This is a genomic window from Microbulbifer sp., assembly GCF_051659245.1.
GTDB lineage: Bacteria > Pseudomonadota > Gammaproteobacteria > Pseudomonadales > Cellvibrionaceae > Microbulbifer.
Map to the genome: position 1 here is coordinate 1 of NZ_JBOFOC010000063.1, position 12,359 is coordinate 12,359.

12 protein-coding genes are annotated in these 12,359 nt (G+C 64.5%); 7 read left to right on the forward strand and 5 right to left on the reverse strand.

Going from position 1 to position 12,359, the window contains the following annotated elements:
• Positions 1 to 67: 67 nt before the first annotated feature.
• Together fabB and fabA are read right to left on the reverse strand one after the other, a co-directional pair.
• A complete protein-coding gene (gene fabB / locus ACRC0P_RS06290; RefSeq protein ID WP_438629013.1) occupies positions 68 to 1,294 on the reverse strand; it encodes a beta-ketoacyl-ACP synthase I in 1,227 nt (408 codons plus the stop codon).
• A 102-nt stretch (positions 1,295 to 1,396) separates the two neighbouring features.
• Complete coding sequence (gene fabA, locus ACRC0P_RS06295; RefSeq protein ID WP_438629015.1) at positions 1,397 to 1,921, reverse strand: 3-hydroxyacyl-[acyl-carrier-protein] dehydratase FabA; 525 nt, start codon at positions 1,919 to 1,921, stop codon at positions 1,397 to 1,399.
• A gap of 238 nt (positions 1,922 to 2,159) precedes the next feature.
• On the opposite strand from fabA, the gene galU reads away from it, so the two are divergent.
• Together galU and ACRC0P_RS06305 are read left to right on the forward strand one after the other, a co-directional pair.
• Positions 2,160 to 3,008 carry a UTP--glucose-1-phosphate uridylyltransferase GalU gene (gene galU / locus ACRC0P_RS06300; RefSeq protein WP_438629017.1) on the forward strand — a complete coding sequence of 283 codons (849 nt, stop codon included), beginning with the start codon at positions 2,160 to 2,162 and terminating at the stop codon, positions 3,006 to 3,008.
• Position 3,009: 1 nt separating this feature from the next.
• The gene (locus ACRC0P_RS06305; RefSeq protein ID WP_438629019.1) at positions 3,010 to 4,371 is read left to right on the forward strand and encodes a phosphomannomutase; all 1,362 of its coding nucleotides are present in this window, start codon (positions 3,010 to 3,012) and stop codon (positions 4,369 to 4,371) included.
• 173 nt (positions 4,372 to 4,544) lie between these two features.
• Here the strand turns inward: ACRC0P_RS06305 and ispB are convergent, their stop codons facing one another.
• On the reverse strand, positions 4,545 to 5,507 hold the full coding sequence (ispB, locus tag ACRC0P_RS06310; RefSeq protein WP_438629021.1) for an octaprenyl diphosphate synthase: 963 nt from the start codon (positions 5,505 to 5,507) through the stop codon (positions 4,545 to 4,547).
• 233 nt (positions 5,508 to 5,740) lie between these two features.
• Here ispB and rplU point away from each other — a divergent pair, with 233 nt between their 5' ends.
• The 5 genes from rplU to ACRC0P_RS06335 all read left to right on the forward strand — a co-directional run bounded on the left by rplU (position 5,741) and on the right by ACRC0P_RS06335 (position 9,626).
• A complete protein-coding gene (gene rplU, locus ACRC0P_RS06315) occupies positions 5,741 to 6,052 on the forward strand; it encodes a 50S ribosomal protein L21 (RefSeq protein WP_438629023.1) in 312 nt (103 codons plus the stop codon).
• 17 nt (positions 6,053 to 6,069) lie between these two features.
• Positions 6,070 to 6,327, forward strand: coding sequence for a 50S ribosomal protein L27 (gene rpmA, locus ACRC0P_RS06320; protein WP_073277572.1), 258 nt, complete (start codon positions 6,070 to 6,072; stop codon positions 6,325 to 6,327).
• A gap of 159 nt (positions 6,328 to 6,486) precedes the next feature.
• Positions 6,487 to 7,683, forward strand: coding sequence for an Obg family GTPase CgtA (cgtA, locus tag ACRC0P_RS06325; RefSeq protein ID WP_438629026.1), 1,197 nt, complete (start codon positions 6,487 to 6,489; stop codon positions 7,681 to 7,683).
• 117 nt (positions 7,684 to 7,800) lie between these two features.
• Positions 7,801 to 8,925, forward strand: coding sequence for a glutamate 5-kinase (gene proB, locus ACRC0P_RS06330; protein ID WP_438629034.1), 1,125 nt, complete (start codon positions 7,801 to 7,803; stop codon positions 8,923 to 8,925).
• Positions 8,926 to 9,002: 77 nt separating this feature from the next.
• Positions 9,003 to 9,626: a hypothetical protein gene (locus ACRC0P_RS06335; protein ID WP_438629028.1), complete on the forward strand. Its 624-nt coding sequence runs from the start codon at positions 9,003 to 9,005 to the stop codon at positions 9,624 to 9,626.
• A 92-nt stretch (positions 9,627 to 9,718) separates the two neighbouring features.
• Here the strand turns inward: ACRC0P_RS06335 and rpsT are convergent, their stop codons facing one another.
• Together rpsT and ACRC0P_RS06345 are read right to left on the reverse strand one after the other, a co-directional pair.
• The gene (gene rpsT, locus ACRC0P_RS06340; RefSeq protein WP_438629030.1) at positions 9,719 to 9,985 is read right to left on the reverse strand and encodes a 30S ribosomal protein S20; all 267 of its coding nucleotides are present in this window, start codon (positions 9,983 to 9,985) and stop codon (positions 9,719 to 9,721) included.
• A gap of 249 nt (positions 9,986 to 10,234) precedes the next feature.
• On the reverse strand, positions 10,235 to 12,359 hold a 2,125-nt coding region (locus ACRC0P_RS06345), incomplete at its 5' end, for an ATP-binding protein (RefSeq protein WP_438629032.1).

Sequence of the window (12,359 nt, forward strand, 5' to 3'; positions counted from 1 at the left end):
GGGTTGCCCCGGCCATCGATCGCGGCCATGGGCCGCTCCTACAGGTAAACGTTCAGGCCTTAAACAATCAGGCCTTGTCGAAAATCAGGCAGGCATTGGTGCCGCCAAAGCCGAAGCTGTTGGACATGGCGCGCCTGACCTCCTGACTGCGCAGCTCTGTTACCAGGTCCATTCCCTCTGCCGCTTCGTCTCTGTGCTCCACATTGGCGGAGGCGGTGAGAAAATCGTTCTGCATCATCAGCAGGCAGTAGATGGCCTCCTGCACGCCGGCAGCGCCCAGGGAGTGGCCGGTGAGGGACTTGGTGGAGGAGAAGGCCGGTACCTTGTCGTCGCCGAACACCTCGCGCATGGCCCTGAGCTCCGCCACATCGCCCACCGGGGTGGAGGTGCCGTGGGTGTTGATATAGTCCACCGGGCCTTCCAGCCCCTTGCCGTCCATGCCCGCCAGCGCCTGTTGCATGCAGCGCACCGCGCCCTCGCCGCTGGGGGCCACCATATCGTAACCGTCGGAAGTGGCGCCGTAGCCGGTCAGTTCGGCGTAGATGGTGGCGCCGCGGGCCTTTGCATGCTCCAGTTCCTCCAGCACCACGCAGCCGCCGCCGCCGGCGATCACGAAGCCGTCCCGGCCCACGTCGTAGGGGCGCGAGGCCTTGGTGGGCTCATCGTTGTATTTGGTGGACAGGGCACCCATGGCGTCGAACAGATGGGTGAGGCTCCAGGCCAGTTCCTCGCCGCCGCCAGCAAAGACGATGTCCTGCTTGCCCATCTGGATCAGCTCGGCGCCGTTGCCGATGCAGTGGGCGCTGGTGGAGCAGGCTGAGGAGATGCTGTAGTTGACGCCCTTGACCTTGAAGGGGGTGGCCAGGCAGGCGGATACGGTACTGCCCATCACCTGGGGTACCCGGTAGGCGCCCACGCGGCGCACGCCTTTCTCCTTGAGTATCCGCGCCGCCTCGATAATCGCGGCGGTGGAGGTGCCGCCGGAGCCCATCACTATGCCGGTGCGCGGGTTGGAGATATCGCTCTCCTCCAGCCCCGCCTTGGAGATCGCCTCCTGCATGGCGATATAGGCGTAGGCGGCGGAGTCGCCCATAAAGCGCAGGTGCTTGCGGTCGATATGCTCCTTGAAGTCGATATCCACTTCGCCGCCCACCTGGCTGCGCAGGCCCAGCTCCCGGTATTCCTCCTGAAAGCGAATGCCGCTGCGGCCAGCCTTCAATGCGGCGGTGACCGCTTTGGTGTCGGTGCCGATGCAGGAAGTGATGCCCATTCCGGTGATAGCAACCCGGCGCATAGTGATCTCCAGTAAAACTTTACGACAGTGTAACGCTGTTATTCTTGTGTGGTTTGGTTTCCAGCGGACTTAAACCTGTGTCCGCGACCGCGCGGCCGCGGATTAAAAGTTGTCAGTGCGGGTGAACAGGCCGACCCGCAGGTCCTTGGCGTTGTAGATCTCGCGGCCGTCCACCGATACCGTGCCGTCGCCGATACCCATGACCAGCTTGCGTTCCACCAGCCGGCTCATTTGAATATGGTAGGTGACCTTCTTGTTGGTCGGCAGAATCTGGCCGGTGAACTTCACCTCGCCGCAACCCAGGGCGCGACCGCGGCCGGGATTGCCCTTCCAGGCCAGGAAGTAGCCCAGCAGCTGCCACATGGCGTCCAATCCCAGGCAGCCGGGCATCACCGGATCGCCGGGGAAGTGGCACTCGAAGAACCACAGGTCCGGGTGAATATCCAGTTCCGCGACCAGTTCGCCCTTGCCGTGGGCGCCGCCTTCCTTGGAGATATGGGTGATACGGTCGAGCATCAGCATATCGGGGGCGGGTAGCTGGGCGTTGCCGGGGCCGAACATCTCGCCTTGAGAGCAGGCCAGCAGCTCTTCGCGACTATAGCTGCTTTTTTGAACGAAATTACTCATTTTGTTCCCGTTGTTGGGTATCTGGGCAATAACCAGAGTGGGCGTTTTTATAAGAGCAGGGCATTCTAAAGACTGAGGATAGCTTGTCCAGTCAGTCATAAGTGTTTTTGTGACCGGCGGCAGAGGCACGAATCACGCCTGCCGGCTGGCTGGCACGGGCCTTGCTGCTCGTTGCCGGGATTTTATGGTAAGTTGCACAGGCGCGGGGAAGCGCTGAAAGAAACTATCGGGGTTAGGAATGCTAAAGAAATGTCTGTTTCCGGTGGCCGGCTACGGTACCCGGTTCCTGCCGGTCACCAAGGCCATGCCCAAGGAGATGCTGCCGCTGGTAAACAAGCCACTGGTGCAGTACGGCGTGGAGGAGGCCATCGAAGCCGGATTGACCGAGATCGGCTTCGTCACCGGGCGCGGCAAACGCGCCATCGAGGATCACTTCGACACCAATTTCGAACTGGAGCACCAGATTGCCGGCACCGGCAAAGAGCGCTACCTGGACTGCGTGCGCAAGGTGATTGGCAGCGCCAGCTTCTCCTATACCCGTCAGGGGGAGATGCGCGGGCTGGGCGATGCCATCCTGCAGGGGCAGCGCCTGGTGGGCGACGAGCCCTTCGCGGTGGTGCTGGCGGATGATCTGTGCCTGAACGACGAGATGGGAGTGCTGGGGCAGATGGTCCAGCTCTATAAGCAGTTCCGCTGCAGCATCGTCGCGGTGGAAGAGGTTCCCAGGGAGCACATCCACAAGTTCGGCGTCATTGCCGGCAACGAGATCAAGCCGGGCCTCTACCAGGTCACCGACATGGTGGAGAAGCCGGCGGCGGAGGACGCGCCCAGCAATATGGCCATTATCGGCCGCTATATTCTCACTCCGGATATCTTCGAGCTGATCCGCGAGACCCCCCCGGGCAAGAACGGCGAGGTGCAGATCACCGACGCCCTGCTGGCCCAGGCCCAGCGAGGCTGCGTTCTCGCCTATCGCTTCAAGGGGCGCCGCTTCGACTGCGGCTCCGTGGACGGCTTTATCGAGGCCACCAACTACGTTTACGAGAATGTCTACCTGCCGGAGCAGGCCGAGCTGGAGAAGCAGTAAAGTGACTGAGCTGACCTGTTTCAAGGCCTACGACCTGCGCGGTCGTGTGCCCGATGAGCTGAATACCGATGTCGCCTACCGCGTGGGCCGCGCCTTCGCCCGGTTTCTGGGCGCGCGCCGGGTGGTGGTGGGGCACGATATCCGCCTCACCAGCGGCGAGCTCACCGACGCCCTCGTCGAGGGTCTGCGCGACGCCGGCGCCGATGTGTTCCATATCGGCCAGTGCGGTACCGAGGAGGTCTACTTCGCCACCTTCCACGGGGACTCTCAAGGTGGCTTCGACGGCGGTATCTGCGTAACCGCCAGCCACAACCCGATGGACTATAACGGCATGAAGTTCGTGCGCGCCGGCAGCCGCCCGATCAGCGCCGACACCGGGCTGAAGGACATCAAGCGGTTGGCGGAGGAAAACGACTTCGGCCCGGTGGAGAAGCGCGGCGAACTGCAGCGCTATGAACACCGCGCGGATTTCGTCAAACACCTACTCGGTTATGTGGACGTGGCCCAGCTAAAGCCGCTCAAACTGGTGGTCAATGCTGGCAACGGCGGCGCCGGCACGGTGGTGGACGCCCTGGCCCCGCACCTGCCGTTCGAGTTTGTGCGCGTGCACCACCAGCCGGACGGCAGCTTTCCCAACGGTATCCCCAACCCGCTGCTGCCGGAAAACCGCGCTTCCACCGCGCAGGCGGTGTGTGCGAGCGGCGCCGACTTCGGCATTGCCTGGGACGGTGACTTCGACCGTTGCTTCTTTTTCGATGAGAGCGGCTCCTTTATCGAGGGCTATTACGTGGTCGGCTTGCTGGCGGCGGCCTTCCTGGCCAAGCAGCCTGGCGCCAAGGTAGTGCACGACCCGCGCCTGGTGTGGAATACCTGGGATATCGTCGAGTCCGCCGGCGGCGTGCCGATACAGAGCAAGAGCGGACACGCCTTTATCAAGGAGCGCATGCGCGCGGAGGACGCCATCTACGGCGGTGAGATGAGCGCGCACCACTACTTCCGGGACTTCGCCTATTGCGACAGCGGTATGATCCCCTGGCTGCTGGTGGCGGAACTGGTCAGCCGCAGGGGTGTGCCCCTGTCCCAACTGGTGGGCGAGCGCATGGCCGCCTTCCCCTGTTCCGGTGAAATCAACTCCAAGGTGGAAGACCCGGTGGCGCTGCTGAAGTTGGCGGAGGAAAAATACGGTCCCGGCGCCGAGAGCGTCGAGCATGTGGACGGTCTCAGCGTCGCCTTTGCCGACTGGCGCTTCAACCTGCGTATGTCCAACACCGAGCCGGTGGTGCGCTTGAATGTGGAGTCGCGCGGGAACGAGTTGTTAATGCGCGAGAAGACCGAGGAGCTGCTGAACCTGATCCGCGGATAACCTTGTCGGGACTCGGGACTCGGGACTCGGGACTCGGGACTCCTGTAAGAGCCTGCTTGCAGGCGAAAAGATCAGAACTCCGTAGCTGTTCGCTTGCAAGCAAGCTCCTACAGCCATGTCGTCCGCCCCGGGAACGCGGAGCTCCAGCTCCGCACGCGGGGCGCATGCCCGCGTTACGCAGTCCGCTCCACCGCAAAACTCGCCAACTGCTGCAGAGCGGTCTTATGCTCCCCCTCCGGCAGAAACGCCAGGTGCTCCCGGGCCTTATCCACCGCCACCCGCGCCTGTTCCAGGGTGTAATCTATCGCGCCGCAACTCTCGATGGCCTCGACAATCTCCACCAGCCGGGCCCCGCTGCGTTGCTCGATCGCCTCGCGCACCAGCGCCGCTTGCGCTGCGCTGCCGTTGGCCATGGTATGGATCAGCGGCAGCGTGGGTTTGCCTTCGGCCAGGTCGTCGCCCACATTCTTGCCCAGGGCCGAAGGGTCGCCGCGGTAGTCCAGTGCGTCGTCCACCAGTTGGAAGGCCAGGCCCAGGTGGCGGCCGTAGAGCTTGAGCGATGTGCGCTCCTCTCCAGTGCAGCCGGTCAGCACTGCGGCGGTCTCGCAGGCGGCCTCGAACAGCGCGCCGGTCTTCTTGTGAATCACGGTCAGGTAGTTGTCCTCGCCCACCTCCGGGTCGCCGGCATTGACCAGCTGCTGCACCTCCCCCTCGGCAATGGTATTGGTGGTATCCGAGAGAATGGCCATGATATCCATATCCTTCAGCGCCACCATCATCTGGAAGGCGCGGGAGTAAAGGAAGTCCCCCACCAGCACGCTGGGCGCATTGCCCCACTTGGCATTGGCGGTGAGGCGGCCGCGGCGCATCTCCGAGACGTCCACCACATCGTCGTGCAGCAGGGTGGCGGTGTGGATAAACTCGATGATCGCCGCCAGGCCGATGTGGTCGCGGCCCCGGTAGCCGACGGCGCGGGCGCAGAGCAGTACCAGCAGCGGCCGCAGCCGCTTGCCGCCGGCCTCCACCAGGTAGTGGCCGATGTTTTCCACCAGGGGAACGTCCGAATGCAGTTGGTCGATAATCAGCTGGTTGACCGCGGCAAAATCGTCGGCGGCGACCCGGTGGAAAGGCAACATGCATGGATTCCTTATACTGCTTTGTAGAGGCCTGTCCGGTGGCTCCGGAATGGCGAAGGGCGGCTATTGTATCAATCCGGCGAATTGATTAGAATCTGCGCCCCGCTGTAACCGGGCGCTTTCGGCCCGCGGCGGCAGTTTTAAAACAACACGGCGCAAGCTCCCGAAATGCGGAGCAGTGACTGAACGGTCCTACCCGCTGCTTCGTGTCGTCCATATCGGAGCATAGAAATATGTACGCTGTAATCGAGAGCGGTGGCAAGCAGCACCGCGTAGAAGAGGGCGAAGTACTTCGCCTGGAGAAGCTGGAAGTAGCCACCGGCGAAACCATCAATTTCGACAAGGTGCTGATGGTTGTGGATGGAGACACCATCAACATCGGCGCGCCCCTGGTCGGCGGCGCCAAAGTGACCGGCGAAGTGGTAAGCCACGGCCGCGGCGACAAGGTGACAATCATCAAGTTCCGCCGCCGCAAGCACTCCATGAAGCGCCAGGGCCACCGTCAGTGGTACACCGAAGTCAAGATCACTGGCATTGAGGCATAAAAGAGGAGTAACGACTCATGGCACACAAGAAAGCTGGCGGTAGTACGCGCAACGGTCGCGATTCCGAAAGTAAACGCCTGGGCGTGAAGCGCTTTGGCGGCCAGTCCGTAGCGGCGGGCAACATCATCGTGCGTCAGCGCGGCACCAAGTTCCACGCCGGCGTCAACGTAGGCATGGGCAAGGATCACACCCTGTTCGCCACCGCCGACGGCGTGGTGAAGTTCGAGGTGAAGGGTCCCAACAACCGCAAGTTCGTGTCTATTGAGACAGCCTGAGCGGTTGCGTAGCCCGGAAAGCCCCGCCTAGTGCGGGGTTTTTTGTTTATGCTGAGGACTCGGGACTCGGAGCCCCGGGAACGCGGAGCAGTTTACCTTTGAGCTGAAGGCTTCAGCTCCGCAAACGGGCCGCAGGCCCGCCAATACCCTGGATTTACCATGAAATTTGTCGACGAAGCCCCCATTCACGTCCAGGCCGGCAAAGGTGGCAACGGCTGCCTGAGCTTCCGCCGGGAAAAGTTTGTTGAGAAGGGCGGTCCGGACGGCGGCGACGGCGGTGACGGCGGCTCTGTGTACCTGCTGGCCGACTATTCCCTGAACACCCTGGTGGATTACCGCTATCAGCCCCGCTATCGCGCCGAGAGTGGCGAGCCGGGCCGCGGGCGCAACTGCACCGGCGGCAAGGGAGAGGACCTGGTACTGAAAGTGCCGGTGGGGACCACGGTAATCGACGTGGACACCGGCGAAACCCTGGGCGATATGACCGAACCCGGCGAGCGCCTGCTGGTCGCCCAGGGCGGTTTCCACGGCCTCGGCAACACCCGTTTCAAGTCCAGCACCAATCGCGCACCGCGCCAGACCACCAAGGGCACCGAGGGGGAAGAACGCAACCTGAAGCTGGAACTCAAGGTGCTGGCGGACGTGGGTCTGCTGGGGCTGCCCAATGCCGGCAAGTCCACCTTTATCCGCGCCGTTTCCGCGGCCAAGCCCAAGGTGGCCAACTATCCGTTTACCACCCTGGTACCCAATCTCGGTGTGGTGCAGGTGCAAAGGCACCGCAGCTTTGTGATCGCCGATATTCCCGGCCTGATCGAGGGGGCTGCCGAGGGGGCCGGCCTGGGTGTCCGCTTCCTCAAGCACCTGACCCGCTGCCGGGTGCTGCTGCACCTGGTGGACCTGGCGCCCTTCGACGGCTCCGACCCGGCGGAAAACGCCCGCGCCATCGAGCGCGAACTGGCCGTCTTCAGTCCCACCCTGGCCGGCCGCGAGCGCTGGCTGGTGCTGAACAAGACTGACCTGGTGCCGGCGGCGGAGCTGGATCGACGCTGCAACACCATCGTCGAAGCACTGGATTGGCAGGGGCCGGTGTTCCGGGTGGCCGCCATCCGCGGCGAAGGCACCGACGCCCTCGCCGGTCGGCTGATGGACTACCTGGAGGAGCGCAAGGAGGAGGAGACCGCCGACCCCGGGCTGGCCGAGGCGGAGCGGGAATCCCAGCGCCGAATGCAGCGCGAGGCCCGCGAGCGCATCGACGAATTGCGCGAGGCCCAGCGGGCCAGACGCCGCGCGGCTGGTGAGGAGGATGAAGATTGGGGCGACGACGATCACGACGTCGATATAGAATACCGGCACTGAGTCGGGACCCGGGACCCGGGGCCCGGGACCGTGGGGCTGTTTATCTTTGAGCTGAAGCTCCAGCTTCGCTGTAGGAGCCTGCTTGCAGGCGAATTTGCCGGGGAAAAAATGGATTCGATGTCATCGCGCCAGCGCCTGAAGTCCGCCAAACGCTGGGTCATCAAAATCGGCAGCGCCCTGCTCACCGACAATGGCCGCGGCGTCAACCGCGCCGCCATCTTCAATTGGGTGGCGCAGATGGCCGCACTGCGCGATCAGGGTATCGAGGTGGTGCTGGTTTCCTCCGGCGCCGTGGCCGCGGGCATGGATCGCCTCGGCTGGCGCCGCCGCCCGGATTCAATTCATCAGCTCCAGGCTGCCGCGGCCGTCGGCCAGAGCCATCTGGTGCAGATATACGAGCACGCCTTCGGCCAGTTTGACTGCCGCACCGCGCAGATATTGCTGGACCACGACGATCTCTCCAATCGCACGCGCTATCTCAACGCGCGCAGCACCCTGCGCACCCTGCTGTCCCTGGGCGCCGTGCCGGTTATCAATGAAAACGATACAGTGGTCACCGACGAGATCCGCTTCGGTGACAACGACACCCTGGCGGCGCTGGTAGCCAACCTGGTGGAGGCGGACACACTGCTGATCCTCACCGACGCCGGCGGCCTGTTCACCCAGGACCCGCGGGACAATCCCGCCGCCGAACTGATTCGCGAAGCCTCGGCGACGGACCCCAAACTGATGGCGGTGGCCGGCGGCTCGCGCAGTGGCCTGGGCCGCGGCGGCATGACCACCAAGGTGCGCGCGGCCATACTGGCGGCGCGCTCCGGCGCCTGCACGGTAATCGCCGGTGGCGCCACGGAAAATATTATCGAGCGTGTGTGCAGCGGCGAACCGCTGGGCACACTGCTGTTGCCGGAAGCGGACCCGCTCACCGCGCGCAAGCGCTGGCTCGCAGGCCAACTGCAAGTGCGCGGCAGGCTCACCCTGGACGCCGGCGCCGAGACGGCGCTGTGCACCGGCGGCAGGAGCCTGCTGGCGGTGGGGGTGACCGGAGTGGAGGGGCGCTTCCGCCGCGGAGAGCTGGTCTCCTGCTGCAACAGTGCCGGCGAGGAAATCGCCCGCGGCTTGGTGAACTACGACAGCCATGAAGCCGGGAAAATTCTCGGCCAGCCGTCGGAGAAATTCACCGAACTGCTGGGCTACCGCGACGACGAGGAACTGATCCACCGCGACAACCTTATTCTCCTGTAGGAGTCCCCTGGGAACGCCGGGCTCCAGCTCGGCATTGCGGGCCGCAGGCCCGCTGATTCGATAAAAAAGGGATGGCTATGAAATTAAATCTGATTCGCCAGGGGGACTGGCGCAGGCTATTGGTGGATACCCTGGTGGTGCTGATCGGCGTGCTGGCGGCGCTGGTGTTGAACAATATCCGCGAGGATGTGGTGGCGGAGCGGGCCGCTCGGGAGGCCACCGCGCGGCTGGTGCGGGAAGTGGAGCAGAATGCCGAAGACTTGCGCAGTGTCCGCGAGAAGATCGAGCGGCGGCTATCAGCGCTGCGCGAAATGCGCGAACAGCTGCCGGCCGACAAGAGCCTGAAGGATCTCATTGAGCACTTTCGCGGCTACCTGGCTGTGGAGCTGAATGCGTCTTCCTGGGAGTACCTGTCCCGCAGCGCGCTGGCGAATTCGGTCGATCCCGAACTGTTGCAGGAGGCGTTTGACCTGTACAGCTTCAACACTCAGTTCGACGGGCTGAACGGGCAGATCCAGGATATCGTTTACTCCGAACTCTTTGTCTCCCCGGACAAGACTGCGGCCGCGATCGATATTTCCGAGACAATTATGGGGCAACAGTTGCGTTGGATGGAGGAGGCGTTGCTGAAATACGAGAAGTTTCTCGACCGTTACTCCAGTGCGGAGCACAAAAAAGAGGCGGAGACGCCGCGGGGGTAGGTTGTCGCAATTGTCGCATAGGGTTTGGCGAAAAGCTGACATAAAAAAGCCCCGCCGTTGGCGGGGCTTCTTGTATTCACGCCGAGCGGAGTTTAAGCCGACAGTGCCTTGATCTGCGCGTTCAGGCGGCTCTTGTGACGGGCGGCCTTATTCTTGTGAATAATGTCCTTGTCCGCCATGCGGTCGATGACCGGCACCGCTTCCGCGTAGGCGGTCTTGGCTTTTTCCGCGTCACCTGCATCAATGGCCGCAACTACCTTCTTGATGTAGGTGCGCACCATGGAGCGCAGGCTGGCGTTGTGTTGGCGGCGCTTGTCGTTCTGGCGCGCGCGCTTTCTGGCTTGAGGTGAGTTGGCCACCGGTTGCTCCTGTCTGGAATCTCTGAAATCTGTATCTCCGGGCCCGGGGCCCGATTGGGACGCGACATTATCCCCAGGACCGGTTGTTTGTCAACCATGGCGGGCCCCGGGTCCTGAAAAGAATGCCGAAGCCAGACGCGAAGGCCCGGATGCCGGGGGCCGTTCGTGAAACGTTTGCCGATGAGGCTGTTGAGCGCACGGCCCCCGGCATCCGGGCCGCCTCTGCCCATCACAGGACCGGGGGGAAGATCAGCGCGACAGCTCCAAGGTAAAGACAACCCCGCTGCCGTCCTCCCGGTCCGCGGCGCTCAAGTGGCCGCCGTGGAAGTCGGCGATCAGTCGGGCGATATGCAGCCCCAGCCCCAGGTGGCCGGCCCTGCCGCCGTCGTCGCGCACCGAGACCAGTGAGTCGAACAGCTTGTGGGAGAAGCCCTTTGGCAGGAGGGGGCCGTCGTTGCTGACCGAGAGGCGGTATTCGCCGCTTCCCCGGGCCAGCGCCAGCTGTATTTCGCTTCCCGGCGGTGCGAAGCTGCAGGCGTTGTCCACCAGCTTGTCCAGTAATTGGGCCAGCAGCTCCGGTGCGCCGTGGGCTGGCAGTTCGCCTGCGGGCTTGTCCAGGGTGAAGCGGTGATGTGGTTGGGCATCGGCGTAGCTCTGTACCAGCACTTCCAGCAGATCCGCCAGGTCGAAGTCCTGTTTATGGCGAGCTGAAGGCTCCGTTTCCGCCTGCTGGATGCTCGCCTCCAGGTGACTGGCGGCGGAGAGGCTGTTGAGTATCCCGGACAGCCGCGCGCCTCCCTCCATGGCCCGCTCCGCGTAGCGGCGGCTGTCGCCGTCCAGTTCCCCCGCGGTCAGGTTGTCCAGGGACGAGCGCACCACCGCCAGGGGGGTGCGCAACTCGTGGGAGAGTTTGCCGGCCAGGGTGCGCAGGTACTGGTGGTACTGGTCCAGTTCCGCGAGCAGGCTGGCGAAGGCCCGGTTCAGCGCTCCTATCTCATCTCCCAGGCGGGCGCGGGGAAAGTCGCCGCGCAGCCTGCCGCTGGCATCCACGGCGTTGCGCGCCGCCCGGTGCAGCCGGCGGATGCGCCAGGACAGCCAACTGGCGTAGCCCAGCAACAGCAGCAGCGCGGTACCGGCGGCGGCGCAGGTGACCAGCCACAGGCGGTGGGCGGCGGAGCCGGTCATCGATTGCAGGGCGTCGCCGGACTGCATGGCGATCACCCGGCCCAGCAGCGGGCGCTCGACGATGTCATCCGCGCGGGTGATCACCGGTGTGCTCACCGCGCCGATACGGCTGTCCCGCGGGCCGCGAAACCACTGCTGGGCGGTGGTGCGGCTTTCGATCATCGACTGCGGCAGTTCTTCCTCGGGCGCCGGGGGCAGTGTTTCCCGCGCCAGCAGGCGTCGGTAGATCCAGTTGCGCAACCAGTGCGCATCGCCGCTGCCGGTGCCAGCCGATTCAACCCGGCCGGCGGAGGCGAGCAGGAAGCCCTCGCTGTCCACCACCGCCAATTGCAGTTGCGGGCGGGCGAAATGCTCCAGTTCCGCCTGCAGCGGAGCCAGGGGCTGCACCAGTTTGCCCGGGAGTCCGTCCGCGGGCAGGGTGCCGGCGCTGCGCAGCGGGATGCCGCCGTCGCTGGCGTCGCGGTCCTCGACGACGATTGCCAGCTCGCCGCCGGTCAGGGTGTAAGGAAGCGCTAACTCCAGTTGGTAGCCACTGGCGGAGGCGGTCCAGCGGCCGCGCAGGCGCAGTTCGCGCTCGCGGGTGTCGCGGCGGAAGTTGTGCCACAGGGCGTGGGCGGCGCCCTGGCTGGCCACCGGCAGGGTATAGTGGTTCGTCGCCGTATACAGCTGGATGGCGTCGCCACTGGCGAGCAGGCCGGTGCGCGGGTCGTGGTGGCTGGGGGTCCTGTCCAGCACGGTGAGCAGCAGGTAGATCCGTTCGCCAAACCGGCCGAGGGTGACGCGGGCCAGGGGTTGGCCCTCGGCGTCTGCCAGGGTGCGGGGTCGGAGTCGCCACTGGCGCCAGTCGTCGCCGTAACCGTCCAGGATCGGCGCCTGGTGCAGCGGGTTCAGGTAGAGCTGTGCCCCGGTGGGGCGCCCCTGGCGCTCCGGGTCCGGCGCGATCAGTTGCGGCGCGCTGGCGAGCCTGGCGGCCACGGCGCTGGCGGTGGCTTCCAGCGCCTGCATCTGCCCCTGAGCGAGGGCGCTGTCCACCTGCCGCAGGTACTGGCAGCCGGCCCAGGGCAGGGCCAGGGAGACCAGGCTGACGAGGAGGAGTTGGCGGCGGAGTTTCATGGTTTTGCTGTTGCCGGGAGCGCCGAGCCCCAGCTCGGCAACGTTGCACACAGCCCTCCGCCATATGCCGAGCTGG

Bases quoted from the DNA above. Each gene is read 5' to 3' on its own strand.
- fabB (WP_438629013.1), bottom strand. From the start codon at position 1,294: ATGCGCCGGGTTGCTATCACCGGAATGGGCATCACTTCCTGCATCGGC.
- fabA (WP_438629015.1), bottom strand. From the start codon at position 1,921: ATGAGTAATTTCGTTCAAAAAAGCAGCTATAGTCGCGAAGAGCTGCTG.
- galU (WP_438629017.1), top strand. From the start codon at position 2,160: ATGCTAAAGAAATGTCTGTTTCCGGTGGCCGGCTACGGTACCCGGTTC.
- ispB (WP_438629021.1), bottom strand. From the start codon at position 5,507: ATGTTGCCTTTCCACCGGGTCGCCGCCGACGATTTTGCCGCGGTCAAC.
- rplU (WP_438629023.1), top strand. From the start codon at position 5,741: ATGTACGCTGTAATCGAGAGCGGTGGCAAGCAGCACCGCGTAGAAGAG.
- rpmA (WP_073277572.1), top strand. From the start codon at position 6,070: ATGGCACACAAGAAAGCTGGCGGTAGTACGCGCAACGGTCGCGATTCC.
- cgtA (WP_438629026.1), top strand. From the start codon at position 6,487: ATGAAATTTGTCGACGAAGCCCCCATTCACGTCCAGGCCGGCAAAGGT.
- proB (WP_438629034.1), top strand. From the start codon at position 7,801: ATGTCATCGCGCCAGCGCCTGAAGTCCGCCAAACGCTGGGTCATCAAA.
- ACRC0P_RS06335 (WP_438629028.1), top strand. From the start codon at position 9,003: ATGAAATTAAATCTGATTCGCCAGGGGGACTGGCGCAGGCTATTGGTG.